This window comes from Methylobacterium sp. PvP105, from assembly GCF_017876975.1.
Classification (GTDB): domain Bacteria; phylum Pseudomonadota; class Alphaproteobacteria; order Rhizobiales; family Beijerinckiaceae; genus Methylobacterium; species Methylobacterium radiotolerans.
In genome coordinates, this window is sequence record NZ_JAGIPA010000007.1 from 1 (window position 1) to 25686 (window position 25686).

Here is a 25686-nt window from a genome sequence, read left to right on the forward strand (position 1 = left end):
TTCCCCATCCAGGAGCAGGTCGTAGCTGCCGGCCGCCAAGCGCTGGAGGATGTAGGGCATCGCGATCTCAGAAATGTTGGTGGGCCCGGCAGGACTCGAACCTGCAACCAGACCGTTATGAGCGGTCGGCTCTAACCATTGAGCTACAGGCCCCCGGGCCTCCATAGCTGCCAAGCTCGCACGCTCACAACCCGTACCATTCAAGCCGAGCGTCCATGCGATCAGTGCCGAGGAGCCGATCTGCGGTCGATGAAGATCGTCAGACCGTGCACCGCAACGAGCTCGTGAAATGCTTTATAGGCGTCTTGCTCCGTGGCGAACCGCTGGGGCCATCGACGAAGCGCTCACGCCTCCTCGGCCCGGTCGCGTTCGGCGCCGCCGGGATCTCCGCCTTCAGAGGCGTCGTCCACCGGCCCGGTCGCTGGAGTGATGCCGCGGTAGAAGTCGCCATTTCGCTCGACTTCACCGCTCGTCGTCATCGTGCTCAGGTACGTGGCCAGGGTGTTGGACGCCACATCCTGCAGCCGGTCGTTGATCTGGTCTTGAGACAGCCCCTGCGGGCCGGCTTCCACTAGAAGCGCCTTCAACCGGCCCTTGGCCGAGTTCGCGCGCGGTCCGCGTGGCCCGCGCCCCGTACGCCGGCCGCCGCGAGCTTGATCGTCATCAGCGGAGGCATGGCGGACTGTTTGCTCGGCGAAGGGCTCATCCAACGGCGTCCCATCCACGATGGCGGCGAGGGAGCGCTCCGCGAGGCGTAGTTTCGTCAGCTCCGCGCCGATCCGATTGAAATCCGCTTCGAGGGCTGCTCGCTTCTGCCTCACATCGGCCAAGGCGTTTGCGAGTGTGCTGTCCTGTGACATCCGAACTGCGTCTCTCCTTGGTGGGATCGCGTAAGGCCGCGTTTGGTGCGGCGATCAGGCCCATACGCCACCGATCCACCACAGGCGAGCACCGCGCTGCAGCTTGAACTGGAGATGGTCCTCCCAACCCAAGCCGTCCGAGCCCGATTTGGGTGCGCGGACTGCTCAAGCTTAGTAAGACGATGCGGCGGGAGCGACCCTGCGGAGCAGAGGCGGCTGGATTGAATGAGCCCGAACAGGGCAGCGCCGAGGCGGTCTATGTTCGGCCATAGATCTCGCGAAGGCGAAGGGGCAGCCTATCGCGACTGACTGGCCTCAACCGTATTCTATGGGGCGAAAGGTCTACCTTTTAGCCCACCCTGCGGCTCGTCACCGATATGGCGCCTCGCAAAGGCAGGAAGCTATCGAGAAGAACCCGTCATCGTACATTCGCTTGTATCGAACGCCGAAATTCCGGCCTTCTTGTCATCGGAGATGCAGTATTATAGCATACGATTTTAGCGTACGAGGCAATGATTTTGAGTTACAGACTTCAAGGATAGTTATCAAATTTGTTTAGTCTGAAGGGGTATGTCAGATGAAATCGTGCAGTATTGCGGTTATATTCGCAGTCTCTGGTATGCTTCTATCAAGCACCGCAATAGCATTCCCCCTAAACATAAACGTAAAAAATTCATCCAAAGCCGCCGTATTTATCTTCTGGGACGAGACTGGAAGATGTGCGAAATCTGCAAAATGCAAGCCTTTCAAAGGAATGCAAGAACCTAAGGATGGCCTTTTGATCCAGCCAGGAGCAGTTTGGTCGTTCGGTGCTGATGATAAAAGTGTTCAGGTGGGAGACGCGCCTACGGCGCACGTTTTTTCGGCCATAAGAGGCAAATTGCCGAGAACTGAGACATCAACCAAGGCATTCTCGCCCGCCGATCTCAGCCAGGATATTACGAAAGCTGGAGTTGTAACGCTAAACTGGACAGGTAATGATTTTAAGAAAGAATAAATATTTTTTTCAATATTTCTGTATTTCTGTTTGCTTTTTATCGAGTTTAGTCGTCGCTAAGGTGTTTTCCAGCGCTGCTATCTCAAGATTCAAATCAAAACGGCGGCAATCTCGCAATGCCGCCGCTCTAACCGATAAGTTTATTTGTATTTTGATCTCAAAATCTCATGTTGATGCGGCGTTCTTTGCTAATTAGAGCACGCTGCGATCATGCGATCTGAGCATTTATGCTCAGCACTTTTGCCTCGTATTGATCCAGCCATCGTTGCCACATTCGTGCTTTTCTTTCGCGCGACAAACAGTTTCACCTTTCTTGTACGACTTACCCTCATAAGTGCATGTCGCTTCAGCAACACGTAGTCTCGGCGATGTCGAATTTTCCGCTGCTTGAACTGGTGACATTGACTGCGTCGAGATGCCGATAAGGCCAACAATTGCTGCTAAAATAAATGAGCGCAATGATTCCTCCCAATTTTCGCTTGTGAGCTTGCTGCATAGTGACCGTGCAAATATGCAATTGAGCGCGGTAGCTTTCCTGTGATAATGTCTGATAGACTGAAACGCTCAAATGCACTGTTAGTCCCACGTTCAAATCACGCCGCAAGCCGCCTCTAGAGATCCCTTTAAAGGAAGCCATTTTGAGCATCCTCTCATAGATGGGTGCACGATGCGAAAGGTGTGCCTTTCCCCTTGGCTTTAGGCATCGAGCAGCGTCAGCCGCTTCGATGCGGCGAAAGGTGATAGGCAAAAATGCCGCTCGAAAAGGCCCGTTTTTGAGCGGATTCTCGGCCACTCGCTAAGCTATTGCGAAATTTAGGGCCGGATCGCGCAAAAACGTGCGCTTAAAATAGCGGGCAGCTTTTGACAGTTTTTGGCAATCCTTGCCATGATAGGCCAGGAGGTACCGACCATGGCGACCATGAACGTATCGCTCCCCGATCCGATGAAGGATTGGGTCGAGGCCCAGGCTGGCACCGGCCGCTACGCGAACGCGAGCGACTATGTGCGCGACCTGATCCGCCGCGATCAGGACCGGCTTAACAAGATCGCGGAGCTGCAACGGCTGGTCGATGAAGGGCTGGCCAGCGGCATCAGCTCCCGCACCCCCGATGAAATTCGCCAGCTCGGCCGCGACAGGCTGGCAGCCGTCCAAGCCAAATGATCTTCCGCACGTCACCGCAGGCGGACGAGGACATTGCTGACGCCTACGTAGCGGGCGCGGTCCGATACGGCGTGTCCCAAGCCGACCGCTATCAGGACGGGCTATTCGCGGCTTTCCAGCTTCTCGCCGATAACCCACGCCTGGCGCGCGAACGCCACGAGTTGACGCCGCCCATGCGGCTGCATCCCTATCAGGCGCACATGATCGTCTATGTCGAAGACGGGCCAGGCGTTCTGATCATCCGCGTCCTGCACGGCCGGCAGGATTGGGAAAGCGCCCTTGCATGAAGATCGGCTATGCTCGCGTCTCGACGGACGAACAGACCCTCGCCCTGCAGCACGACGCGCTGCACGCAGATGGTTGTGAGGTAATTCATGAGGACAAAGGTATCTCCGGTACCGCCATGAAGCGGCCGGGTCTGACGGCCGCCCTCGCAGCCTTGCAGCCCGGCGACACGCTGACCGTCTGGCGCATCGACCGCCTCGGCCGCACCACGGCCGGCCTCGCCCTGCTCCTGGACGAGCTGCACGGGCGCGGCGTCGAGTTTCACTCGATCATGGATGGCATGGATACCCGCACTGCCACAGGCAAGGCGCTGTACGGCATCATGAGTGTGCTGGCGCAGCTCGAACGGGACCTGATTTCCGAGCGGACCAAGGCTGGGCTGAAGGCGGCCAGGCGACGCGGCAGGCGGGCCGGCCGACCGCCATTGCTCACGCCCGAAAAACGCGACCTGGCCGTTCGCCTCATCGAGGACGGCAAGGGACGAGCGGAAGTTGCCCGCATGGTGGGGGTCGCTCCCGCTACGCTGCGGCGTCACTTGAATGCGGGACATCAAGCTGGGTGATTACGGTAGATCACTGTGTGTCCGAAATGACACTTCCAAGCATCGCGTTTCAATCTATAGCTGTGTTCTGCAACTCTAGCTCTTGTAGCGGCTTAGGCGCTGCGGTTTAATAACTTAAATAGTACGGGGCAAACGCGCAATGTCCGGTGGTGTCGATCTAAAGATTTCTGAGCTTCGGCTCGATCACGACAATCCACGTATTTCGACAGAAGACGGCCAAATAAACATTCGTCAGGCATTACTTGATGATCAAGGCTCAAAAATCGCCGAACTAGCGAGTGATATCGCTAAATTCGGCTTGAACCCGATGGATCGCATGATGGTGTTGCGAACCGATCCGAAAAAAACTGAATATATTGCCCTTGAAGGAAACCGAAGAACAGCTGCGTTGCAGATTTTAGCAAATCCTTCCTTGCTTGAGGATTTGAAAATTCCCGATGCCCTGAGAGGCAAACTCACCGACTTGGCCGACGAATTCGATCCGTCAAAGGTCGAACCGATCTCAGGCGTTTTAATGTCGGATCGAGAGACAGCCCGCCGCTGGATCGAGCTGCGCCATACCGGTCAAAATGGTGGCCGAGGCATTGTCGATTGGAACGGTGTGCAAACAGCACGCTTCAGGGGTGACCGGACACTCGACCTGATCGAATTTGTGAAACAGAAGGGAAACTTGACCGATGCTGAAAAAGCATTGATCTCTCACAATTTTCCGATCACGACGCTAGACCGAATAATTTCAAATCCCGCTGTTCGGCAGAAAATCGGCATTCAGATCGTGGACGGCGAATATTTCTTTATCTATCCGCAGGCGGAAATCATAAAAATTCTGAAGCAAATCGTTCTTGATCTTGCTCATAAAACGATCAAGGTCGATGCCGTGAAAACGGCTGAACAGCAGGTTAAGTACGTCGATGGCCTGCCTAAAAGTTCGATGCCGTCCGGTCCGAAGCTAAAGGCGGCCGAGCCGGTATCTCAAACTTTGAAGTCTCCGCTGCCTTCGCCTAAACCAGCACCACCGACACCAAGCCCACTCGATCGAAAAACCCTAATTCCAGCCTCGTTCGGGCTGGCGATTTCAAACACAAAAGTCGCTCAATTATTCTGGGAGCTGAAAAAGCTTAACATTGACAAATTCCCTATCGCTGGAGCTTGTATTTTCCGTAGTTTCGTTGAAGCTGTTGTCGTTATTTACTGCAACGATAACGCCATAAAAACTGTCCATACCGACCCTAAGAATGCGGGCAAGGCCTACAGTCTGTCCGAAAAAGTCGAGGCGGTTCTCAAGCATCCGGCTCTGGGTTTGACGAAGCAGCAGGGGACTGCTGCAAGGACAGCCTTAACGGCGAAGGACAGCGTTATCTCGGTCCAGCGTCTGCATGAATATGTGCACAACCCTGATATGTTTCCTTCGAAAAACGATCTGATCGGGGCATGGAGCGGCGTGGAAGCCTTTTTTCAGGCGACGTGTAAATGAGTAGCCCTAACGTCCGCGCCTCTTTCCATGTGTCGCCCTTGCGATATCCTGGTGGGAAGGCAAAACTAGCGCCCTACTTTAAAGCCCTGGTTCGACAGAATAAATTGCTGGACGGTGTATATATCGAACCGTTCGCTGGCGGCGGCGGCGTCGGCTTATGTTTGTTACTGCACGGATATGTGAATAGGATTTTCCTGAACGATCTAAGCGCGCCTATTTTTTCGTTCTGGAAGGCTCTTCTTGATGAGCCCGAGCGTTTCCAAAAACGTATTTTGGATATCCCTCTCACGACCGACGAGTGGATTAACCAGCGAAAGATTTTTCAGGAAGCTAATGGCGAGATTAGCTTCGAAACCGGCTTCGCGACATTCTTCCTGAACAGGACTAACCATTCCGGGGTTCTGAACGGCGGCATGATCGGCGGACATGGCCAGAAATCAGCCTATGGTCTTGATGCTAGATTTAATAAAAATGAGCTTGCGGCCCGCGTGCGCAGAATTGCCAAAAATCGACACAACATCAGTATTTTAAATCTCGATGCGGCTGAACTTATAGAAAATTGCCAGTCGATTGCCGACGAAAAATCCCCTTTGGTTTACATCGACCCGCCTTATTTCCGAAAAGGGCGCGAATTATATTATGATTTTTTCGAGTCAAAAGATCACGAGAGGCTTCGCGACGTCATATCTGGTCTTAGTGGCCAAGTAAAATGGGTCGTATCGTACGATAATGAACCTGAAATCGTAGATCTGTATCAGGCATATGACAAACTAGAATACAATTTGAATTACTCAGTTCGTAATGGCCGGGTTGGCAAGGAAGTGATGTTCTTTTCCGATTGCGTTGCCCCCGTATCTTTGGAAATGGGTGGCCTGCAAGCCTTGGATACATCATCCCAGTTTGAGCTGGCAGTTTGATGTGAAGTTCACCGGAAATATGCATCAAAAAAGCCCAAGGATTTCAGCGAGCGGCGATGCGGTGCAAAAATCTTGAGTTTCGCACGGGCCGCCGAGCGGTCAGCCGTTGGCCCGCGGCCCTCGCCTTTACAAGGTATCACAGTGGCGAGCTCGCGCCGATCAGCGGCGGACTTGCCCGATGTCTTCTTCGAGCCGATGAGAGATCCTGCCCTCCCCGCGGATCGTGACTGACGATTGTCTTGTCTCACGCTCTACGCTAGCGTGACGGTATGTGCAGCCTCCGTCCGACCATGGTCGTCCGATGGAAACGCCCCGCCCGATGCGGTCGGCGTGACGGGGGCCTGTAGCCTCCGGCCAGCTTGAGCGGTCTTCGCCGCTCGCTTGCACCCACACCAGATCGCGTCTCCGAGCCTCGCGGCCGTGAGCGCGCCCGGGGCTTTACCTGCCCCGCACAGTGGAGCCCGATTTTCGGGGCACGGGGTGCAACCAAGGCGAACAGCCGTGACGACCCTCAATCCCCTCACCCTCGATCCGCCGACCGTTTGGGCGGTGCCGGATCGGCTCCGCACCATCTACGCCCACGCCCGCGAAGCCCCTTTGGGGCGAGCCCTGTTCGTGTCCGGCCAGCTCGGCATCGCGCCAGACGGGCGATTGGGCGTTGGTTTCACCGAGCAGCTGGGACTGGCGATGGCCAACGTGGAGGCGCTGCTGGCCGCCGGCGGGATGGCGCTGGCCGACGTGAGGAAGGCGACGTTCATCCTGACCTGCGCCGGCGATCTCTGCGCTCTTGAGCGGGTTCGGCAGGCTCGCTGGGCTTCGAAGGCGCCGGCTGCAGTGACTGTCCTTGTTGCCGCCGCGCTCGCTCGCGCAGATGCGGTGGTCGAGATCGAGGTCACGGCTGTCCGAGAGGCGGGACTCGGTGATCGGAGCGACTTGGTCGGCGAGCGCGGGGCCGGACTGCTGGGGCGGATTGCCCGGTGGGCGCGGGGCTTCGTGGCTTTCCGCACCCGTCCGGTAGGCCGTCTCGACGAGCAGGGCGACTGGCTGTTGCGCGACCTTGGACTGGAGCGCTCGGAAGTCCAGTCGCCTGCTGAACGGCTTGACGAGCTGCGACGCCGGATGCCGATCCCGTGATCTGCAGGTTCTCGCCGGCCAGCACCATCACGCCTCTGGCTTCCGATAAGCGAACGGTGTCGGAAGCTAGAAGTCCACCATCGGTGGGCTGCCTCTTGCTGTAGCTCCCGTTCCGCATTCGTGCTAGCTAGTAGCTATCAGATGTTACAGAGCTTGCTGGTAGCTACTAGCTTGCACGATCAGGCTCTTCGAGCACTGCCGCTTGCTTGAGTGCTTCACCCAGGTCGAGCTTCACCCGGGCTATCGTGCTGCTTGAGGAGGGCTGTGAGGAGTTCTCCAACATCCAGGGCCTCGGCCAGATCCGGTTCCCGAAAAACAACATCGCCGCCGCGTTCGAGGACATCCGCCTCGTCCTCGAACGCGAGAATTTGCTGTCAGATTGAACACATTGCGGCGTCCCTCCTGCGACACAAACCCCATCGAAGTGTCTGATGAGTAGGTGCGCCCTTCTCGATCTCGCGTTACTTGTACTCAGCATCAGTGGGTCGATCGATACTCTTGGATCATGTCGGACGTGATGTCCTTCGCATAGCACAAGGGGGCATAACCACCGGGCCGGACGTAAGCGGCGCGCCGACCACACGATGAGCCGTTGCGCGCACTCTGATAGGGGCAGGCGCACGGGCCGGGGTAGGACGCGATGGAGTCGGCGATCAGCCGCTTCCTAATCTCCGCCACGCTCAAGGCTGGCGACGCACGTGTCGGCGTCGGCTTCTCGGTCTCTGTCTCGGGCGGCGCATCCCGCAACCGCTTGGCCTGGATCCACCCTTCTCGCTGGGTCAAGGCATGTCGGACTCGCACCCAGTCGTCGCTGCGCTCGATCACCTCGAGGGCCTGTCCCGCGCCGTAGCGGTCCAAGATCTTACCCTTCGGATCAGGCCCAGCGCGTAACGCCACCTTGCGCCCCGACACGTACAGCGTCTCAGGTGCGGCCACCTCAGGCTGAGGCGGGACCTGCGGAGCAGGCTTGGCGGCATCGGACGAGAAGCCACCGTAGTACGTCAACGTGCCGGTTGATGAGCCCGCGCTCCCCGGCAATGCGGCGTAGGTGGTCGGGACGGCTGCAGGCTTCGACGAGTCGCCAACATACCCGAGCAGCGTGAGAGGCAGACCGATGATGGCCAGTAGGACCAGCGCGAACGTGCCGTCGCCTCGCGAGGAGCTTCTCCTGCGCCGTGCCATGTCATTCGCCTCGAAACCGTCAAGCTACGGTTGCGTGGCCGCAACCAACGGTCAAGTGCCGGACGGCGGAGATGATGCGAAGGGGGCGTAGCTAGCCGGCCTGGGCTACTTATGGCAGCGCCATCGCCGTGTAGGCGCGGATCCAGTTGGGCGCGAGGATGTCACCGCTGTCCGTGATGATCCACGGGATGGCATCCTGGACATCGATGGCTGCAGCGGCAGCGGCCAGAGCGGCGCGCAGGGTCGGGAAGCTGCGCATCTCGGCGGCATGAGCCGGAGCATGGCCGGGCCAGAGCGTGAGTTCTGCCGGTTGGTCGAGGTCCTGATCGAGGTCGACGTGCATCGTGGGCCCAACTGGCCTGGCGGCGGATCTGCCTCCCCATGCCAAGGACATGCCGCGCGGGTTCAGCCCGGCATATCAGTGGGCCGTGAGCCGGCGCGTGCGGTGACCAGTTCCACCGCGGCGCCGACCCTCACGCGACCGCCCGGCCGAGGGGTCACGGGCGAACCGAGGGGAACTGGCCCGCGGTCGCCTGTCGTCGCGCACTTGCCCGCCGCGGTGCCATGCGGTGTCGCGAACGCCTCGAGCACGTGGCGGGAAGAGGCCGCGGTGTAGCAGGCCAAGCTCGGCTTGTCGCCGATCAGCCCTCCCGTTGGAGGCGGGTCTGCAGCTGCACGGCCTGGGTGTGCCAGGCGTCGCGCTCGATCTGCACGGCCTCGATGCGGGCGTGGAGGTGTCCGGCGTCGATGGCGGTTTCCATCAGCAGGTCCTGGGCCTCGCCGAGCTGCAGGCGCAGTTCGGCATTCTCCGTAGCCAGGGCGAGGAGCAGGGCCGGCAGGTCATCGCTCCTGTCATGGTGCATCGGGCCGCTCCGGAATCGGGAGCGGCGCGTCTAGCCGAGCCATACACCCGTGTCGACGCACGTCGGCGTGTCGGCGGATCGCGCGGTCGCAGGTGATCGGCCGGCTGTGTGCCGGTGAGCCGAGGATGCCGTGATGGTGGAGGGCGTTCGTCAGATCGGCCGGGCTCAGACCCTCAGCGCATGGCTCTGACCTTTCCACCACCCTGCCGGATTCTCGAAGGTGTCGCACGCTCGAGGTCGCCCGCTGCCCTCCGGCAGCCTTTTGACGGTTGGGTTATCCTCGAATCTAACGGGTTTAGAACCTGAGTATGCGTGCGCTTTGGGGATTTGCACCCTCCCCCCTCTGCCACCGCTGCCTGCTGGGGCAGAGGCGCGGGATGGGTCTTGCGGGCGAGGCGCAGCCAGGCCGTCCATTCGGGCGCGACGATGCGGACGATGTTGGTGTCGTTGCGGAAGCCGGTGATGCGCCGCTCCTCGACGGTGAGGAGCCCGAGCTTGGCCGCCTCGCGGATGGCGTTGCGCACGGTGGTCTCGGCCACACCGACGATCGCCGCGAGGTGGCCGACGGCGAGGCGGCAATCGCCCCGGCGCGTGCTCTCGGCCGCCACGAGCGCCAGCACCGCCTGCTCGGCCAGGGTGAACCGCGCCGCCAACCCCGGCGGGAGCCGTCCGGAGGCCGCCCAGCGGCGGCGACGCTCCATCGAGGCGTCCGTGCGCGGGCGTGAGCCCACCGACCGCCTGGAGCTTCCTGGGAGGATCTGAGGGGTATCGGCCGCTTCGGCCCACTGCGGCTCTGCCGGGCTCGACGGCTGCGCGAAACGAGCCGGCTTCCCGGTGAGCGTACGTGCCTCGATCAGCGCGGACAGGTGCTCGGCCTCAGCCTCGGTGATGTGTCCATCCCCGAAAGCGCGCCACAGCTGCGCCGTGACCTGCGGCAAGGCGATTCGGCTCGCCGCCTCGATGGCGCGGCGGATCTCGTCTGCAAACATCCCTTCTCGGCCCTCGTCGGGCCACGACAGGTCGTTCCGGGCCGCCGGTTAGGGCGTCCGGTCCACAGGCAAAGCCTCACCATCGCGAAAGTTGGCGCTTTCGCTTGACGCCCGGGGGCATCTCATGGCTTGTGAGGGGCAGCAAATCCGGCCTCACAGGCCCTTTGGGTTTCGACGGCCCTCCAGTTTGGCGACTGGGGGGCCGTTGGCTTTTCAGGGGTCGACTTGCGGCGGCGTGATCTCCTGATGGTGCCGGCGACTCGCGCGAGGCGATGCGTAGCCGGACATCGCATGTCGGCTGGCGAGCACGGCTAAGTCAACGTTGAGGCTGCGTCCGGATCGCTGAACGCTGTAGCGATGCCACCCAGAGTAGCCGGCGCTGCTACGATGCTGAACCGTGGGCTCGGCACTGGCCGTATCTAGCCCTGCCGGTTTCAGGGGCGGCCTGAGTCGTGATGGGCCCACTCGATCCTTCAGCGTGAGACGCCCCTTCCCTACAGCGCGAGCCGCCTCATGCTGCGGCCGTGGATGATGGCCAGGATCAGGACGCCACCAGTCACCACCTCGTACAGGATGACGTGGGAGGCATGCTCATGCCGGTGCACGCCCGGGCGGATCGCGTCGGCCTTGCGGCCCATTCCAGGATTGTCGGCGAGGAGCTGAAAGGCCTGCTCCAGACCGGCGGCGTAGGCTTCGGCTTGGCGGACACCGAACTACCGGTAGCCGTGAACGGCGATGTCGAACAGATCCGCCTCGGCTTTCCGCGTGAGGGTGTAGTCACTCATCCAGCGGCTGAGCGGCCTGCGCGTGCTTCTTGGCCCGGGCGAGGATCTCAGGGACCTTGCGCCGGCTCGGTCCGCTGGCGCGAGCGTCATCGACGATCCGGCGCAGATCCTCGAGCGTCAGTTCGGGATGGGCACGCCGCTCCCGGTCGCGGCGGACGAGATCGCGGACATAGTCGCTCGTGCTGGCGTAATCGCCCTGCTTGATCTGCGCCTCGATCCACTCCTTCAACGGGTCGGGCAGAGAGATGGTCATGGTCGCCATGGGGGCCTTGTCCTCGACCTGAGCATATCCAGGATAAGCGTTTTTCACAAAAATTCTTATCGCTCACTCGGACACATGTTGACACTCTTGTAGCGGGAGATAGCTGGCAATCATCCGTCCGCGCACCGCTTCACGCCTTGCCGACTGGTTGCCATCTGCCACGACATGCTAACTAGTAGCTACTAGCTAAATAAAAGTAGCCGGTAGCTATTCGGTAGCCGATCAGGCATATGATGTATCGCCTCTCGGAGATGCTCGCATGCCTGTCATAGCGTTTGCCAACCCCAAGGGGGGGGCCGGCAAGACCACGACTGCCCTACTCCTTGCCACTGAGCTTGGTCAGCGTGGCGCCAAGGTGACAATCATCGATGCGGATCCGGAGCGCTGGATCAGCCAGTGGTCCAAGCTTCCAGGAAAGCCGGAGACCATCACAATCATCAGCGATGTGACCGAAGACTCTGTGGTCGACGCGATCGAGGCCGCAGCTGAGGCCTCTCAGTTTGTCGTAGTCGATTTGGAGGGTACGGCGAGCCTGATGGTTGCCAATGCCATCGCAATGGCGGACTTGGTTGTGATCCCTGTGCAGGGCTCTGCAATGGACGCCAAGGGCGGCGCGAAGACCATCCGGCTGATCCGGACCCAAGAGAAGACAGCTAGGCGCCGGATCGCCCACGCTGTTGTCCTGACCCGTACAGGTGCGGCCGTCACGTCTCGGGCTCTCCGGAACGTCCAGGAGCAGTTACAGGCCGGCGGCATCGAGATGTTCGCGACCACTATCGTGGAGCGGGCCGCCTTCCGAGATTTGTTCGACTACGGCGGAACGCTGGCGAGCCTCAATCCCGCTAGCACATCGAACCTCGGGAAGGCCCAGACCAACGCCCGGGAGTTCGCGGGCGAAGTTGTCGCCAAGCTCCGAGCTGCCGCCAGCCGTGTGGAGGCCGCCTGATGGCTTCAAGGACCGACCGTCCGTCGCTTGGCTTTGGCGATGACTTGGATGCCTTCGACCCGGCCGAGTTCAGCTCGACCAAGCCCAAGGCGACCAAACCCGCACCCGAGACTTCCCGGAAGGCCGCCGAGGCAGTTGGGTTTCGGAGCCGCGAGTCGCAGAAGGCCGAGTCCGCGCCCGCTAAGCCGCCGCAGCGCCGCCGCCGTACTGGCCGGAACGCCCAGTTGAACCTTAAGGCCAAGCCTGAGACCATCGCTGCCTTTACCCGCATTGCCGATGCTAAGGGCTGGGGCCTGGGTGAGGCGTTCGAGCACGCCACCGCCTTGCTGGAACAGGAATATGCTACTAAGTAGCTACTATATATTTCACAGCTCGCCGATAGCTACCACCCGAAGGTCGGGTTAGGGCAACATGGGTCTGCGGCGAGCTGCACTACATAGACAGCGCCTCAACGCGTTTCAGAGCCGGAGCGAGGCCATGACCGTCTGACAGCTCGGGTTCGAGCGAGGTCCCGGAATGAGACCGAGCCGACCTTGAAACAGGCCGACTTCGTGGATCACGTTCATGCGGGCTTGAAGCTTGCCATCGGCCTGCTCGTCCTCGGCGGTCAGGATGATCAGCGCGAAGGCCGCGGCCTCCAGCATCTCGGACAGCCGTGCGATGTTGGTGATGCCGGCGACAGGGACGCGGTTGAATTCGTCGTAGGGAAGACCGAGGCGATCCTTCACGAAGTTCTTGAGCACCCGCCAAGCCGGTGAACGGCCATGGCCGATGAACACGTTCGTTCCCACAAGCCGGTCCCTGCGGTTGCGTCGAGCAGCGCGGGTCAGGTGCGACCCGGCTTGGCGCGCGACCCCGGCCAATTCCTTCGCGGTTTCGGCCGGTGCATTGAGTGCGGTGATATCGCCCAGGACAGATTGATGGGGGCGACGCGGATGCCTTGTGACAGCGCCCTCATATCAGTGGTCACAAACTGCCCGGAAGGCAGCATGGCGCGGGCGAACTCATCGGCCTGGTGGATGACGGCATTCTCGGTGCGGTCGACGAGTTTAGCCAGGTAGGTGTCGTTCGGAGACTCTCGAGCGGCGAGGGAAGGCTGGATAGGAGATCGCCCCGAGCCTCCTCAACCATGCTTCGAATGGTCCCTGCGCTTGCTTGCACGGCCGACAAGTCGGGGTCTCCGGCGTGCTGGTAGATAGCCTCGACAACGTCCGCGTAGCGGTATTCAACCCAGGATCCGCGTGTCCCCTCGATGTAGCTGGGCTCCAATCCCCTTTCCTGGCTGAAGCGTGCGTCGGTCGGAGGAAGTGAGAATGCCTCGTAGTAGACACAGGCATGATAGCCGATGTTGGAACCACTCCAAGCCTTGTTGAACGGTGTGACGGCTTTGCCGATCCTCTTCAGGACCGGCTCGTGCTCACGCGCAAAGGCAACGTGCGCGCGGTCGAGGCGATCGGCGATCACGATGAACTCTTCGCCGTCCATCGCGATCCACCTCATCCGCTCTGCATGCGAGCGGGCATGCACCCCTTATCCATTCACTTTACCGCACAGCCTGAGACCGAACCAGGAGGCGGTGCCGGCGTGCCGAGAGGCGGCTGCGAAGTCCGGCAAGTAACAGTGCTGCACCAGCATCGTGCTGGCGCCGGCGGAGTCACAGCAGGCACCCTATTCGAGATGTCCGCCCGGTGGCGCAGGAGCCGCTGGATCCGGAGGGAAGGACGGTGAGCGCTCGGTCGTCTGCCGCTCTTCGGCGTCGATGACGAGCGGGACTGCCTCTCCCTCCGGCGGCAGGCGCTCTCGGATGGTTCTGAAGATATCGGAGCGCGATTTGCGGTACCACCACCACAGGCACAGCAGGATCGATCCGATCACCAAGCCGATCGTCGAGATGACCACGAAGGTCGTGAACAGTCTGATCGACGCGATTGGGGTGCTGAGCAGCGTGACGAGGATGGTCATACCGATCGAGATCAGAAAGATGCCGAACGTAAGAAACAGCGACTCAGGAGCGCCGCGCTCGATCAGCTGGAGTTCCGTGTCCGATATCTCGTAGATGACCAACTGCCCGAACCGAGCGCGCCGGATAGCCGGAAGGAACGCATCGGCTGGGTGCTGGGGCATCCTCTAACCCCGCACCGTTCGCACCGACGCCCTGACCGTGCCGGCGTACCCGCCGAGATCGACCACGACATGCCATTTCCCCGAATGGGGCGGGACGATGTTGACTGGCGAGCGCATGGCCTGACCGCCATAGAAGCGGTGCTGTCGACCGCTCCGATAGGCCTCGAAGTTGGATGCATCCAGCAGCTTGACGTTGGCACGCGTGTCGAGCGTGACCTCGACACTTTCGCCAGGACGAAGGTCGACCTCATAGTGAAGGAAGTTCACGGCAGCAGCTCACACGGCGACGATCAAGCAGCAGACCGGTACGGCCTCGTGATCGGTAGATAGGGTCTCATACGCTCCGCGCCGAGGGTGGTCTGGACGTGGGCGCCGGCTACGGGACACCGGTCCTTGTCCATACCCTACATCTGTCTGCCTTGGGCCCATTCGCATAAGGGCAGGACACTGTTGGCGAAGTGAGTGGCTACGCGGCGAGGGTAGCAAAGCGGGAGGTGCGGGTTGTCGCGAGGGGGCGCCGAGCGAACCATGCGGCGAGCCGATCGAGGTTGAGGGCGGCGGCGGTGGCGAGGCTCTGCAGGCCGGCCCTGGCCAAGCCGCGGTAGCGGCAGCGGCGCAGTCCGAACGCGCCTACGGCCTGGGCGATCGTGCCTTCGACGCCGCGTCGCTGAGCGTAGAGATGCTCCGTCTCGCCGGCTTGCCGGACCCGGACCGCCGCGAGTGCCTCGTGCTCGGCGCGCGGGTGCAGCGTCAGCTGCCGCCCTTGCGCGCGGGCCGATGTGCAGCGCGCCCGGGATGAGCAGGGGGCACAGAGAGCGGCGTCGAAGCAGACCCGGATGCGCCGCCCGCGTGCCTCGCCGTAATAGCGGCGGGTGAACTCGTGCCAGGCCGTACTGCGGTGACCCGCGGGGCAGCGCACGACGTGATCGTCCCAATCCACGTCGAAGTCGGCGTTGGTGAAGCCGCCCGCGGTCTTGTACTGCCACGTCGATTGCGGCCGGGGTGGACCGATCAAGTCGATGCCGTGGCGTTCACGAGCAGCGGCGAGCTGAGCTGCGCTGATGTAGGCGGCATCCGCCAAATGCTCGGAGGGGATCAGGCCCTTGGCCGCCAGCGCGGCGTGGATCGCCTCGACCCGCATGATCTCGTGCACGGTCGCCGCGGTCGTATCGGCATGGACGATCAGGTGCGGCGCGCCCGCGTCGCAGGTCTCGGTCAGGTGGACCATGTAGCCGATCCAGCCCGTGTTACGCTTGGTGCGGTAGCGAGCCTCGGCATCGTAGGGCGACTGGATGCGATCGCCTGGGCCGCGGTTCTGAAGGGGGAGCAATCGAACCTTGGAGGTCGGATTTCCCTGCGGGCCTGAACCGCCCCGCACGAAGTGCCGCCCCCACACCCGGTGCAGCACTGCAACCGCAGCCGGATCCCGTGCGGACTGAGGCGCGTCAGGTTTGTCCAGTGCATCGAGCAGGTGGAAGCCGTCCGCGCCGACCTGAGCGATGAGGGCATCGCGTTTGGGCCCCGGTCCGGGAAGGTCGGCATCCTCGACCCTTCGGTCGTAACGCTCGTGCCAGTCCGCCGGAACGATAGACCCAAGCCAGGCCGGCGCCGCGCTGGCCACGGCATTCAAGGCCGCCCTCAGCGTCTCGGCAAGCAGTTCGAGCCGGTTCAGCGTGCGGATGGCGGCCAGGACGTGCGTGCTGTCCGTGCGCTGCCGACCGCGGGCCTTCAGCAGCCCACCGGCACGGGCCACGTCCAGGAGACGGGTGAGCAGGCGCTCGCCCGCCTCGTGTTCGAGAAGGCGGGCCCGGAACTCGCACAGGACCGAAAAGTCGAAGCCGGCATCCGCCAGATCGAGGGCGAGCAGGTACTTCCAGTCAATCCGGCCTCGCACCGCGTCGGCGGCGCGCCGGTCGCTCAGTCCTTCCCGGAATTGCATCAGCGTGACGAGCGCGAGGCGCCAGGGCGCGTAGGCTGGCTGACCGAGCTTCGGGTAGAGATCGGCGAAATCGGCATCGGCGAACAGGGCGCCGAGCTGGTCGCGCAGGAGCATGTAGGGGTTGCCGCGCCGGAAAGCGGCCTGCGCGATCCGAGTGGTGTCTTCAGGGACAGGCGGCAGAGGTTGCGAACGGAGCGACATGGGCGGCCTCCGGACTGGAAACCTTCTCAACGCTCCACAGGCCGGCCACGCTCACTTCGCCAACAGTGTCGTGCCCCTTTTAAAAACTCAAGCTCAAGCGCCTGTCGGCCGACAAGCCGTTCGAGCGTGGCGATCCGTGCCTCATAGGCCTGGATCGTGTCGGCGGCGGCTGCATCGTCGTCGAGCGCGCCAGCCTCGTATTTCTGCACCCAGACGCGCAGGAGGTTGCGCGAGGGGTCATGGCGCTTGGCCAAGCCGAGCAGCGTCTCGCCCGACGGGTACTCCTGTACGACCTGGCGCTTGAATGCGATGCTGTGGGAACGATGTCGGTCCACGGTCTTCATCCTCCGAAGACCCAGTGATCCGGTCAATTAGTCCTGCCCGAACTGTCCACCCCCAGGGGCTCACTCCAAACTCTGATAGGGCTCGGAACAAAAGAGGCCGCCCTCAAGCAGCGGCCCGAAGTCACGGGAGGAAACGTCCTCGGAAGGGCTGCAGCGCAGCGGCGCTGACGCTATCGCATTGCTGCACTGCGATAAGTCGCCGGGCGCCGCAGAGTTCCACCCCGCTGTGCTGTTAATGCACGAGCCCCACCGACCCAGCCCGCGGGGAAGGGGGGTCACCTTGGACCGAGCCGGTGGGTGTCCCTTGGGAGGACGCTAGAGAGCTTGGTGCGGCAATGCAGCAATTGAAGGATGGCTGCTGGCAATCACGCTACAGATGTCAGTTTGTGCTGGTCAGCCTGCCGGAACTGCACGTTCGCGCTCGACCCTGAGCGGTGCCGCAATTCACAGCTGAACCGGCGCCCGTCTTCGTCAACGACCAGATCGAACCGGATTGCGAGCCGTGCTCGCCCTGGTGGTCGAACACCATCCGGACCGCGCGTTCGCGGACCTCAGGTGAAAAGGGTGTGCTGCGCTTCGTCATGGCTCCATCCTCTCAAGAGTTGGAGCCTCCGGAAATCCCGGAGCGGTTCACGTTCCACCGCTCCACCAAAACGGGTCAACTCCAGACCGTCGCCTCCGGTGATCCTTCGCGAACGCTCCGACTGACCTGCTCTGGAAGACATTGAACAGCTTGGCCGCAGGCGATGGTCCAGGTCGCTGCGCGATGCACATCGCTATCCGAACAGGTAGCCGGACAGCAGGCGCTTCGCTTCGTCCAGGATCGCCTCGCGCTGCTGCGGGTCCTGCTGCTCGAGGGCAAAGCCGATCAACCGATCTCCGGCTTCTGCCGCGACGCGCAGCCGGAGTTCGAGGTCGGGCGTCAGCTTGTAACCGAGCCCCTCAACCATATGGCGCCGGATCAGTGCGGCTGCGCCGAGACCGGGCCGCCCCTGCATAGGCAGGTCGCCGCAATCGAATTCCTGTCCATCGTAGACGATGGTGCGAAGCTCCGGATGGGCAGCGAACAGGGAGGCGGCAGCATTCACGAGGCGGGCGATCAAGGCTGGCCCGTTTGCTGTCAGGAGCCCGGGTTCGACCTCCCGCTGAAGCGTCGCCTCGAATGCCTCGAAGCGCTCCGCGGCCAGTGCGAGGACCAGCGTCTCCTTGTCGGGAAAGAAGCGGTAGAGGGCCCCCACCGACACGCCGGCTTCTCGTGCAATCTGCGCGGTTGTAAGCCGAGAGGGTGGGATGCGACGCCCAAGCAGACGAGCTGCGGCGGCGTTGATTTTACCGACCGTCACGGCGCTGCGATCTTGGACCGGGCTCCTCCCCGCAGGCCGGCGCGCAGTTCCTGTTGGCTGAAGGACCGGCTCGGCTTCATGCTTGGGCTCATCTGATCTCATGACAGCTCAACGCGACGGGAACGCGGAGCAGCGGTTCGAACCAAAACGCGACGAACGGTTCGCGTTTCGTGAAGGCGAGTTTCTGCGGTTGTAAGGTTCGCTCTCCCGTAGCGCCTGACCATTTGCTTCGTATCCCAAGGCATTCCTGCTCCCGTTCGATGCTCAACGCCCAAGGCGACATAGTCGCATCTCATGCAATACACGCATAACCAGCCGCATCTTGTAGCCTTGGTATAACCGAAACGCATTTGCTAGCGTTGCTGCACGCCGCCGCTTTCAGGCGACGCATACAGCCCAATCGGCAAAGAACACCAAAGGACAAGACTATGACCCCCCGCCTCGCTGCCGCTGCAAGCCTGCTGGCTCTGAGCCTTGCCGCTTCGACCTCGCCCGCCTTCGCTCAGGACACCCGCGTGCTCAACGTCTGGGGCGCCCATATCGAAGTGCCGACCTCACGTCCCGGTGGCCTGTTCGGCAACCTGAGCTCGGACGCCGCTGCGCCGTCCGATCAGGGCTATGCAGAGCTCAACGCCGGCCGCGCGACCTACACCTCCGGCTACACCGCAGGCCGGACTGCTCGGCGTGCACGCGCAGCAGCCGAGTAAATCCCGGCGCATTCCGAACAAAATGCAGCGGGGCATCGACCCCGCTGCTGCGATCCTGGTTATCCCTGCAGATCGCTGACCGCTTTCATCGACCATACCGCGACACGCGCCGCTTGCCCGGCGCGTCCGGCGGACGGCTTACGCCAACGTTTCGGAACCGAGTGCCGTGTGGATCCCTGGCTGGCGCGAATGGGCCTTCTCGGCGTCCAGGAGACGAGTGAGCAGGCGCTCGCCCGCCTCGTGTTCGAGCAGGCGGGCCCGGAACTCGCACAGGACCGAAAAGTCGAAGCCGGCATCCGCCAGATCGAGGGCGAGCAGGTACTTCCAGTCAATCCGCCTTCGCACCGCCTCGGCGGCGCGCCGGTCGCTCAGTCCTTCCCGGAACTGCATCAGCGTGACGAGCGCGAGGCGCCAGGGCGCGTAGGCTGGCTGACCGAGCGTCGAATAGAGGTCGGCGAAGTCGGCATCGGCGAACAGGGCGCCGAGCCGGTCGCGCAGGAGCATGTAGGGGTTGCCGCGCCGGAAAGCGGTCTGCGCGATCCGAGCGGTGTCTTCAGGGACAGGCGGCAGAGGTTGCGAACGGAGCGACATGGGCGGCCTCCGGACTGGAAACCTTCTCAACGCTCCACAGGCCGGCCACGCTCACTTCGCCAACAGTATCGGGCAGGTTACGGAGTGGTGCAGGGCGTCCTAGTAGGCCTCCTTCCAAGTCGTCGATGCGGCAGAGGTCTATGGCCTGGGTGGGTGGATTTCCGCCAGTCCGTTTTCAGACGTCAACAAGAGCGAATGTTGCCGCCGCGCCAGTTCACGACCCCAAGCAGACATCATTCGACACGGATCATCCCTGCCCGACAGCACACGGTGATCGTTCGAGAACCGCGCCGGTCGGACAGTGCCCACGCCGGATCGCCCTCCGCCGTCATGAAAGATGCCACGCGCAGGTCGCTACCCAGCGATAGCAACACCTCCGGCGGGCGGCCGAACGTCGAGAGCTCCTCGACCGTTCGGCCGACGAGACGGGCGAAGGCCGGGGGCCACAGATCCTCGTCACTCCAACTGCCGTAGGCGATCGACTGCCCATCCTCAATCCGCCAACTCCACTCGACCATCAGGCTGATCTCTCCCCTCGGTTCGCCGGGAGAGCCGTCGCGGCGCGTCGTCGGCGTGAGCGCGCCCAGCTCGATGAACAGCGCCGAGCCGTGCCCGCGCCAGACATGCGCGATGGTCAGCCCACAAGCCGCCGCGCGGAAATGCTCGATCCAGTCGGTCATACCGGCCTACCATCGCACGGATCGTGCGCACATGGAGGCTCGGCCTGTGAGCCAGACGGAGATCGACAACCCAGGCGCGCTGTTCGCGCGCGCCGTCGCTACCCTCGACAGCGTGGACACGTCCGCGGTGGGCGAGCCGCACGATGAACCGGCCTGGGAGGCTATCGGCAAGCTGCAGCGTACCGGCAGCCGAGCGGTGCTCGAAATGTGCGCGGCGCGCTGCGTCAGCCTTGACCCGCGTGAACGGCGGGTGGCCGCGGCCGTGCTCGGCCAGTTGGGCGTGCGCGATCGGCAGGCGAGCATCGTGTTTTGCGAGGAGCGCTTCCAGGCTCTGCACGCCTTGCTCTTGGCCGAAGTCGCCGGTCCGGCCGACGCGCGCGTTCTGGCCGCCGCCTGCATCGCCCTAGGTCACCTGCACGAGACACGCGTCATCTCGCCCCTCGCCGCACTGCGTGCGCATCCGGAGCCGGACGTGCGCCTCGCAGTCGCGCTCGGCGTGTCAGGCCATGATACCGACGAGGCGGTCTCCGCCCTCATGGCGCTGTCAGCCGATACCGAGCCGCACGTGCGGGACTGGGCGACGTTCGGCCTGGGTCAGCAGATCGACCGCGACACCCCCGCCATCCGCGCCGCGCTCGCCGCACGCCTGACCGATCCCGACCCCGATACTCGCAAAGAGGCGTTCACCGGCCTCGCCGCGCGCGGCGAGGTGATGCTGGCGCAGAGCTTCAGCTTGCTGCCCGACCTAACCGTCGAAGCGTCCTATTTCCGCCCGTCGCAGATCGGCGATGGGGTGTGGTGCTGCGAGTACCTGCTGCGCTGGCCCGACCACGAAGCACGGTTGCGGGCCTACGGGCTCGATGGGCTGCAGGCGCTCCTCCTGGCGATGGCTCTCACTGATCGAACCATGCGCGTCGAAGCGGCGTTCAGGAGGAACAACGACCTACTGCCCTCGCAGACGACCGACCCCACCTGGTTCGGCTGGCCCACCGCAGATGCTCTGCGCCTCGGCCAGACTGGCGCTGGCGATCTCCGCGCCCGGCTCTTCGACCGAATGGATCGCGACGATCTTTTAGACCGCATCGTCCAGGCCGAGTGCGGGCCGCGGTTTCTGAAGGTGGCGCGTGTCACCCAGGCAGCCTTGGAGGCAATCGGCCACAGGTCGCGATCGGCGCGCTTGCACGGCGAGATGGGCGATGACGGGCCGGACCCCCTTCTTGAGACTGCCCTCGCGAGCCTCGCGAGGCTCGTTGTGCTCGGTGTTCTGGAGGTATGCGGGGACTTGGCCATGCCGCGGTACAGCGAGGTGCGGCTTCTTCTCACCGAGCGCGGCGCGTCCCCTATCCACGCCGGATCGGACGGTACGAGGATTGCCACGCCATGATCGTCGAGCGCCACGTCAGCCCGGATGGCGTGTTGACCTTTGTCGTCGCGCGCCTTGATGACGGCGTGATCCTGCTCGGGTTCGAGGGTGGCGAATGGCATACCCACCCCAACCTGCTGGACCGCGACGACGGGGTCACCGACGAAGCAGCCACCCGCGCGTACATCGACCGCCTGCTACGCGGGATCGCCGTCGTCGGCGTCAGGCGCAAGGGCGAGGCGATCGTGGACGCCCGGATCATGGATCATCCCGCGTTCGAGGCGGACATGGTACGCGAGGGCGAGACCCTGGAGATGCGCCACTGGGACGGCCGCCCGTGGTCGCCTGCGTTGGCGGAGGAAAGCATCTTCGCCGAGGTGCCCGGCGGCCTCGAATTGCTCCAGCACTTCGGGGAGATGCCAAGCTTTCACGATGGCGAGATCCTCGGCCTGCACCTCAACCGCGACGGACCGAGCACCCTGCGTTTGCACGGCTGGATCACCACCGACCGCGTCGGCCCGGACGGCACGCCGTCGTTACCTTCACCCTACACGGTATCATGGATCTGCGCCTCGACGGCTTCAGCCGTCAGAACGTCATCGGCGGCCTAATCCTGCGCCGCGCGCCCGACCGGCCGGAGCGACGGAACTACCTCGCCCTCGACCCCACACCCGACGATATCGAGATCGAGCTTGAGCCCTGCTACGGGCTCGACGGGCTGATCCGCGCCCGCTCGGTCGCAATCGCCTTCGAGCCCGGCGAGCCGGGCGGGCGCGATGCTTGACGCGGCCGACGATGCCAGAACTGCGTAGCGTGTGGGACCCGATCGGCCTAGGCCCTCGCGAACCGGCAGACGAGTACGATGCCTACGTGGCCGATCCCATAGCCCTGACGCGCAACACCGCCCTGGGGTGGCGAACGCCCCAGGAACTCGGCCTGGCGGCGGGCCTGCAGGCCGCCGAATGGATCCGGAAGGACACCTTCGGCCAGATCAAAATCCGGGGACCCTCAAGTGGGGGTCACTGCAAGAAAGTGACTTCTGCGTACGCTAAGGCCGAACGGAGCAGGAACGGCTGGCTGGATCAGTAGCGCTCTACCTCCCGGCCTACTCGCCCGAATTCAACCCGATCGAGATGGCCTTCGCGAAGCTGAAGGCGCTGCTGCGTCGCGCGGCGGCGCGAACCATCCCAGACCTCTGGGAAGCCATACGGCGCAGCTTAACCCGCTTCGCGCCAGCTGAATGTCGAGCCTACCTCGCCGCTGCAGGATACGACGCAACCTGATCGGATGCCGCTCTAATTGATCCGACAGCCGAACTGGTCGCCCGTCACAAGAGCGTCAGGGTGTTCGCGCCCCGGCTGCTCGACACCTTCGCCTTCGAGGGCTCGCCCGCGGTCCAGAACCTCGTGGCCGCGCTCGATCTGATCCGCACGACCTACCGCGATGGCAAGCGCAAGCTGCCGGCCGCCCCACCGCTCCGGTTCGTGCCGCGGCGCTGGCGGGCCTTCGTCCTCGACCAGGGGCGCGTCGACCGCGCCGCCTACGAGCTGTGCGCCTTCTCGGAACTGCGCGATCGGCTCCGGGCCGGCGACGTCTGGGTCGCCGGTTCGCGGCGCTATCGCGCCTTCGACGACGATCTCCTGCCCCGCCCGGCCTTCGAGGCCTTGAGGAACACCGGTCCCCTGCCGCTCGCCGTCGCACTGCGCTTCGAGGACCACCTGGCCGAGCGCAGCCTTCGGCTCGAGGAGGCCGCCGCGGCCGTCGCGGCGCGGGCCAGGGCCGGCACGCTGCCCGAGATCCGCCTGGACGAGGCGGGGCTGACGATCACGCCGTTGCGCGCCCTCACGCCACCGACCGTCAAGACCGTCCGGCAGGCGCTCTACGATCGGTTGCCGCGGGTGCGCGTCACCGACGTGCTGCTCGACGTCGACGCCTGGACCGGGTTCTCGGAGTGCTTCACGCATCGGCGGACCGGCCGAACCTGCGACGATCGTGCCGCGCTGCTCACCTGCGTGCTGGCCGACGGGATCAACCTCGGCCTGACCCGCATGGCGGAGACCTGCCGTGGCGCCTCGTTGCGCCAGCTCGCCCTCGTCCACGACTGGCACGTGAGCGAGGCGGCCTACGCGGAAGCGCTCGCGCGCCTGATCGATGCGCATCGCGCCCTGCCGCTGTCCCAGCTCTGGGGCGACGGCACCCGGGCGAGCTCGGACGGGCAGCATTTCTTCGCCGGCGGCCCGGGCGAGGCCATCGCCGACGTGAACGCCTGTCACGGGAACGAGCCGGGGGTGTCGTTCTACACCCACGTCTCGGACCAGTACGGCCTGTTCCACACCAAGGTGATCGCGGCCACCGCGGGCGAGGCGCCGCACGTGCTCGACGGCCTACTCTCCCATCAGTCGGGCCTCGCCATCGCGGAGCATGCGGTCGACACCGGAGGTGCCTCCGATCACGTGTTCGGGCTGATGCCCTTCTTCGGCTACCGCTTCGCGCCCCGCTTGCGCGACCTGAAGGAGCGCAGGCTCCATCTCCCGCCCGGCGTGAGCGTCGATCCCCTGCTCGCGCCCCTGGTCGACACCGGCGGGCCGATCGACGTGGCCCACGCCACCCGGCACTGGGACGACCTCCTGCGGGTGGCGGCCTCGATCCGCTCCGGCACGGTGAGCGCCTCGGCGATGCTGCGCAAGCTCGGAGCGTATCCGCGCCAGAACGGGCTGGCGCTAGCCCTGCGCGAGGTCGGTCGGCTGGAGCGCTCGCTTTTCATGCTGAACTGGCTGCAGGATCTCGACCTGCGCCGACGCGTGCAGGCTGGGCTCAACAAGGGCGAGGCCCGCAACGCGCTGGCACGGGCGATCTTCTTCTGCCAGCTGGGCGAGCTGCGCGACCGCACGTTCGAGAACCAGGCCTACCGCGCCTCGGGGCTGAACCTGATCGTGGCGGCCGTGATCCTCTGGAACACGCGCTACCTCGCTCGCGCCGCGGCCGATCTGGGCGTCGAACCCGACCTGATGCGGCACGTCGCACCACTCGGCTGGGAGCACCTCTCGCTCACGGGCGACTATGCCTGGGACGCCGATGACCAGCCGGCACCGGGCGAACTGCGACCGCTCCGGAGCAAACCCTCGCTCCTCGCCGCGTAAGGAACCGTGTTCCTGCTCCGTTCGGCCTTAGCGTACGCAGACGTCTCTTCCTTGCAGTGACCCCAATAAGGTGAGATTAGGCTTCTGCCAGCGCCTCACCCGACCAGCAAAATGTACGTGCTAGATACTTACCGAACCCGTGTAACGAACCGTTTTGAAAATATAAATAGCACAATCAGTCGTATTCGGTTGGTCTTTTCGGCTCACGATAGTGTTCGAACATTTTATCGATTTGGTTTCTAGTCACACGTTGAATAGACAAATCAAGGTCTTCAATCTCTAATTGGTTAAAATATCCCAGATCACTAATCTCAGTCGACTCGAACGAATTAAATGCGTACTGCTCGACCAGCTCACAAAGCATAAAAACTTTGTAGATATGGTATGGATAAGGCGGGTGGGCGTGAAATCTTCGATCTAGAACGGCAGCAACCTTATAGGATCGAACCATCACTCTTGCTTCTTCAAAGATTTCCTTTTCTATATTCTCTCTCAGCGAAAGATTCACGTCAGCCCAACCGCCAGGCAACGTCCACCTATCCCGATCCATCTTCTCCCGTACTAATAGGATCCTACCATGATTATCGAAGGCAGCGCCGCGAACCTCTACTTTAGGCGTTGCGTAACCGCTGTCACGAAGAAGCGCCGACACAAGATCTGCCCGTTCGAACTTATGGTCGGACCACAGCATCTCCGCGGCTATTGTCGCCAATCGACGGAAGCGCTCGACATCAAACGGATCCTGCGAATGCGCCAACCCCGACTGTGCAATAGCAAGTATTTCTCGGATCCAACGGAATTCTATAGAATCATTCACGGAAAGCCTCCCGCGCATT

Annotated in this window: 29 protein-coding genes, 1 tRNA gene and 4 pseudogenes; 15 read left to right on the plus strand and 19 right to left on the minus strand. The window is 62.8% G+C overall.

The genetic code is table 11. From position 1 onward, the window contains the following. Positions 1-77: 77 nt before the first annotated feature. Positions 78-153: transfer RNA gene (locus J3A75_RS35970), tRNA-Ile, on the minus strand. A 191-nt stretch (positions 154-344) separates the two neighbouring features. After that, a complete protein-coding gene (locus J3A75_RS35975) occupies positions 345-860 on the minus strand; it encodes a hypothetical protein (protein WP_209651352.1) in 516 nt (171 codons plus the stop codon). A 1907-nt stretch (positions 861-2767) separates the two neighbouring features. Here J3A75_RS35975 and J3A75_RS35980 point away from each other — a divergent pair. The 7 genes from J3A75_RS35980 (at position 2768) to J3A75_RS36010 (ending at position 7774) form a co-directional block, all read left to right on the plus strand. Next, the gene (locus J3A75_RS35980) at positions 2768-3019 is read left to right on the plus strand and encodes a type II toxin-antitoxin system ParD family antitoxin (RefSeq protein WP_209651353.1); all 252 of its coding nucleotides are present in this window, start codon (positions 2768-2770) and stop codon (positions 3017-3019) included. Continuing rightward, positions 3016-3306, plus strand: a complete 291-nt coding sequence (locus J3A75_RS35985; protein ID WP_209651354.1) for a type II toxin-antitoxin system RelE/ParE family toxin — start codon at positions 3016-3018, stop codon at positions 3304-3306. Before J3A75_RS35980 ends, J3A75_RS35985 begins: the two co-directional genes overlap by 4 nt. Then, positions 3303-3866, plus strand: coding sequence for a recombinase family protein (locus J3A75_RS35990; protein WP_209651355.1), 564 nt, complete (start codon positions 3303-3305; stop codon positions 3864-3866). Before J3A75_RS35985 ends, J3A75_RS35990 begins: the two co-directional genes overlap by 4 nt. Positions 3867-4005: 139 nt before the next feature. Further along, positions 4006-5340 carry a hypothetical protein gene (locus J3A75_RS35995; protein ID WP_209651356.1) on the plus strand — a complete coding sequence of 445 codons (1335 nt, stop codon included), beginning with the start codon at positions 4006-4008 and terminating at the stop codon, positions 5338-5340. Further along, positions 5337-6257, plus strand: a complete 921-nt coding sequence (locus J3A75_RS36000; RefSeq protein ID WP_209651357.1) for a DNA adenine methylase — start codon at positions 5337-5339, stop codon at positions 6255-6257. Before J3A75_RS35995 ends, J3A75_RS36000 begins: the two co-directional genes overlap by 4 nt. Before the next feature lie 501 nt (positions 6258-6758). Continuing rightward, the gene (locus J3A75_RS36005) at positions 6759-7391 is read left to right on the plus strand and encodes a RidA family protein (RefSeq protein WP_209651358.1); all 633 of its coding nucleotides are present in this window, start codon (positions 6759-6761) and stop codon (positions 7389-7391) included. A 245-nt stretch (positions 7392-7636) separates the two neighbouring features. After that, the gene (locus J3A75_RS36010) at positions 7637-7774 is read left to right on the plus strand and encodes a hypothetical protein (RefSeq protein WP_209651359.1); all 138 of its coding nucleotides are present in this window, start codon (positions 7637-7639) and stop codon (positions 7772-7774) included. Positions 7775-7868: 94 nt separating this feature from the next. On the opposite strand, the gene J3A75_RS36015 is transcribed toward J3A75_RS36010, so the two are convergent. From J3A75_RS36015 to J3A75_RS36040, 6 genes and pseudogenes are all read right to left on the minus strand, one after another. Continuing rightward, on the minus strand, positions 7869-8573 hold the full coding sequence (locus J3A75_RS36015) for an SH3 domain-containing protein (RefSeq protein WP_209651360.1): 705 nt from the start codon (positions 8571-8573) through the stop codon (positions 7869-7871). Positions 8574-8682: 109 nt separating this feature from the next. Further along, on the minus strand, positions 8683-8916 hold the full coding sequence (locus J3A75_RS36020; protein WP_209651361.1) for a hypothetical protein: 234 nt from the start codon (positions 8914-8916) through the stop codon (positions 8683-8685). A gap of 298 nt (positions 8917-9214) precedes the next feature. Continuing rightward, positions 9215-9436 carry a hypothetical protein gene (locus tag J3A75_RS36025; RefSeq protein WP_209651362.1) on the minus strand — a complete coding sequence of 74 codons (222 nt, stop codon included), beginning with the start codon at positions 9434-9436 and terminating at the stop codon, positions 9215-9217. Between the two features lie 173 nt (positions 9437-9609). Then, positions 9610-10425 (minus strand): GntR family transcriptional regulator, encoded by an 816-nt coding sequence (locus J3A75_RS36030; RefSeq protein WP_209651363.1) that lies wholly within the window; start codon positions 10423-10425, stop codon positions 9610-9612. A gap of 494 nt (positions 10426-10919) precedes the next feature. Continuing rightward, positions 10920-11123: pseudogene (locus tag J3A75_RS36920) on the minus strand (type II toxin-antitoxin system RelE/ParE family toxin); the annotation flags it as partial. A gap of 79 nt (positions 11124-11202) precedes the next feature. Next, entirely contained in the window at positions 11203-11472 is a 270-nt protein-coding gene (locus J3A75_RS36040; RefSeq protein ID WP_209651364.1) for a type II toxin-antitoxin system ParD family antitoxin, read from the minus strand. Positions 11473-11731: 259 nt separating this feature from the next. On the opposite strand from J3A75_RS36040, the gene J3A75_RS36045 reads away from it, so the two are divergent. Together J3A75_RS36045 and J3A75_RS36050 are read left to right on the plus strand one after the other, a co-directional pair. Then, on the plus strand, positions 11732-12418 hold the full coding sequence (locus tag J3A75_RS36045; protein WP_209651365.1) for a ParA family protein: 687 nt from the start codon (positions 11732-11734) through the stop codon (positions 12416-12418). After that, on the plus strand, positions 12418-12771 hold the full coding sequence (locus J3A75_RS36050) for a stability/partitioning determinant (RefSeq protein ID WP_209651366.1): 354 nt from the start codon (positions 12418-12420) through the stop codon (positions 12769-12771). Before J3A75_RS36045 ends, J3A75_RS36050 begins: the two co-directional genes overlap by 1 nt. A 105-nt stretch (positions 12772-12876) precedes the next feature. On the opposite strand, the gene J3A75_RS36055 is transcribed toward J3A75_RS36050, so the two are convergent. The 8 genes from J3A75_RS36055 to J3A75_RS36090 form a co-directional block, all read right to left on the minus strand. Continuing rightward, a complete protein-coding gene (locus J3A75_RS36055) occupies positions 12877-13281 on the minus strand; it encodes a TIR domain-containing protein (protein ID WP_209651367.1) in 405 nt (134 codons plus the stop codon). Between the two features lie 103 nt (positions 13282-13384). Further along, positions 13385-13903, minus strand: a complete 519-nt coding sequence (locus tag J3A75_RS36060) for a hypothetical protein (RefSeq protein WP_209651368.1) — start codon at positions 13901-13903, stop codon at positions 13385-13387. A gap of 183 nt (positions 13904-14086) precedes the next feature. Next, positions 14087-14482 carry a hypothetical protein gene (locus tag J3A75_RS36065; protein WP_209651369.1) on the minus strand — a complete coding sequence of 132 codons (396 nt, stop codon included), beginning with the start codon at positions 14480-14482 and terminating at the stop codon, positions 14087-14089. A 63-nt stretch (positions 14483-14545) separates the two neighbouring features. Next, positions 14546-14809, minus strand: a complete 264-nt coding sequence (locus J3A75_RS36070) for a DUF1883 domain-containing protein (RefSeq protein ID WP_209651370.1) — start codon at positions 14807-14809, stop codon at positions 14546-14548. Between the two features lie 199 nt (positions 14810-15008). Further along, positions 15009-16682, minus strand: a complete 1674-nt coding sequence (locus J3A75_RS36075; protein WP_209650995.1) for an IS1182 family transposase — start codon at positions 16680-16682, stop codon at positions 15009-15011. Between the two features lie 26 nt (positions 16683-16708). Further along, the gene (locus tag J3A75_RS36080; RefSeq protein ID WP_209651017.1) at positions 16709-17017 is read right to left on the minus strand and encodes a transposase; all 309 of its coding nucleotides are present in this window, start codon (positions 17015-17017) and stop codon (positions 16709-16711) included. 388 nt (positions 17018-17405) lie between these two features. Continuing rightward, positions 17406-17609, minus strand: coding sequence for a hypothetical protein (locus tag J3A75_RS36085; RefSeq protein ID WP_209650994.1), 204 nt, complete (start codon positions 17607-17609; stop codon positions 17406-17408). A gap of 193 nt (positions 17610-17802) precedes the next feature. Further along, positions 17803-18369 (minus strand): TetR/AcrR family transcriptional regulator, encoded by a 567-nt coding sequence (locus J3A75_RS36090; protein ID WP_163006161.1) that lies wholly within the window; start codon positions 18367-18369, stop codon positions 17803-17805. A 428-nt stretch (positions 18370-18797) separates the two neighbouring features. On the opposite strand from J3A75_RS36090, the gene J3A75_RS36095 reads away from it, so the two are divergent. Further along, positions 18798-19076 (plus strand): hypothetical protein, encoded by a 279-nt coding sequence (locus J3A75_RS36095; RefSeq protein ID WP_209650993.1) that lies wholly within the window; start codon positions 18798-18800, stop codon positions 19074-19076. 192 nt (positions 19077-19268) lie between these two features. On the opposite strand, the pseudogene J3A75_RS36100 reads toward J3A75_RS36095, so the two are convergent. Together J3A75_RS36100 and J3A75_RS36105 are read right to left on the minus strand one after the other, a co-directional pair. Further along, positions 19269-19667, minus strand: a pseudogene (locus J3A75_RS36100) (transposase); the annotation flags it as partial. Positions 19668-19900: 233 nt separating this feature from the next. Beyond that, complete coding sequence (locus J3A75_RS36105) at positions 19901-20347, minus strand: hypothetical protein (protein WP_209651371.1); 447 nt, start codon at positions 20345-20347, stop codon at positions 19901-19903. Positions 20348-20393: 46 nt separating this feature from the next. Between J3A75_RS36105 and J3A75_RS36110 the strand changes: the two genes are divergently transcribed. The 5 genes and pseudogenes from J3A75_RS36110 to J3A75_RS36125 form a co-directional block, all read left to right on the plus strand. Beyond that, positions 20394-21731 carry a DUF6968 family protein gene (locus tag J3A75_RS36110; protein ID WP_209651372.1) on the plus strand — a complete coding sequence of 446 codons (1338 nt, stop codon included), beginning with the start codon at positions 20394-20396 and terminating at the stop codon, positions 21729-21731. After that, positions 21728-22321 carry an immunity 50 family protein gene (locus tag J3A75_RS36925; protein WP_245364982.1) on the plus strand — a complete coding sequence of 198 codons (594 nt, stop codon included), beginning with the start codon at positions 21728-21730 and terminating at the stop codon, positions 22319-22321. The genes J3A75_RS36110 and J3A75_RS36925 overlap by 4 nt, the downstream gene beginning before the upstream one ends. Then, positions 22270-22494 carry a hypothetical protein gene (locus tag J3A75_RS36930; RefSeq protein ID WP_245364981.1) on the plus strand — a complete coding sequence of 75 codons (225 nt, stop codon included), beginning with the start codon at positions 22270-22272 and terminating at the stop codon, positions 22492-22494. Before J3A75_RS36925 ends, J3A75_RS36930 begins: the two co-directional genes overlap by 52 nt. Positions 22495-22786: 292 nt before the next feature. Continuing rightward, a pseudogene (locus tag J3A75_RS36120) lies at positions 22787-22993 on the plus strand (transposase); the annotation flags it as partial. Between the two features lie 12 nt (positions 22994-23005). Then, a pseudogene (locus J3A75_RS36125) lies at positions 23006-24850 on the plus strand (Tn3 family transposase); the annotation flags it as partial. 175 nt (positions 24851-25025) lie between these two features. Here the strand turns inward: J3A75_RS36125 and J3A75_RS37180 are convergent. Then, positions 25026-25667 (minus strand): NUDIX hydrolase, encoded by a 642-nt coding sequence (locus tag J3A75_RS37180; protein ID WP_209651373.1) that lies wholly within the window; start codon positions 25665-25667, stop codon positions 25026-25028. Positions 25668-25686: the final 19 nt, after the last annotated feature.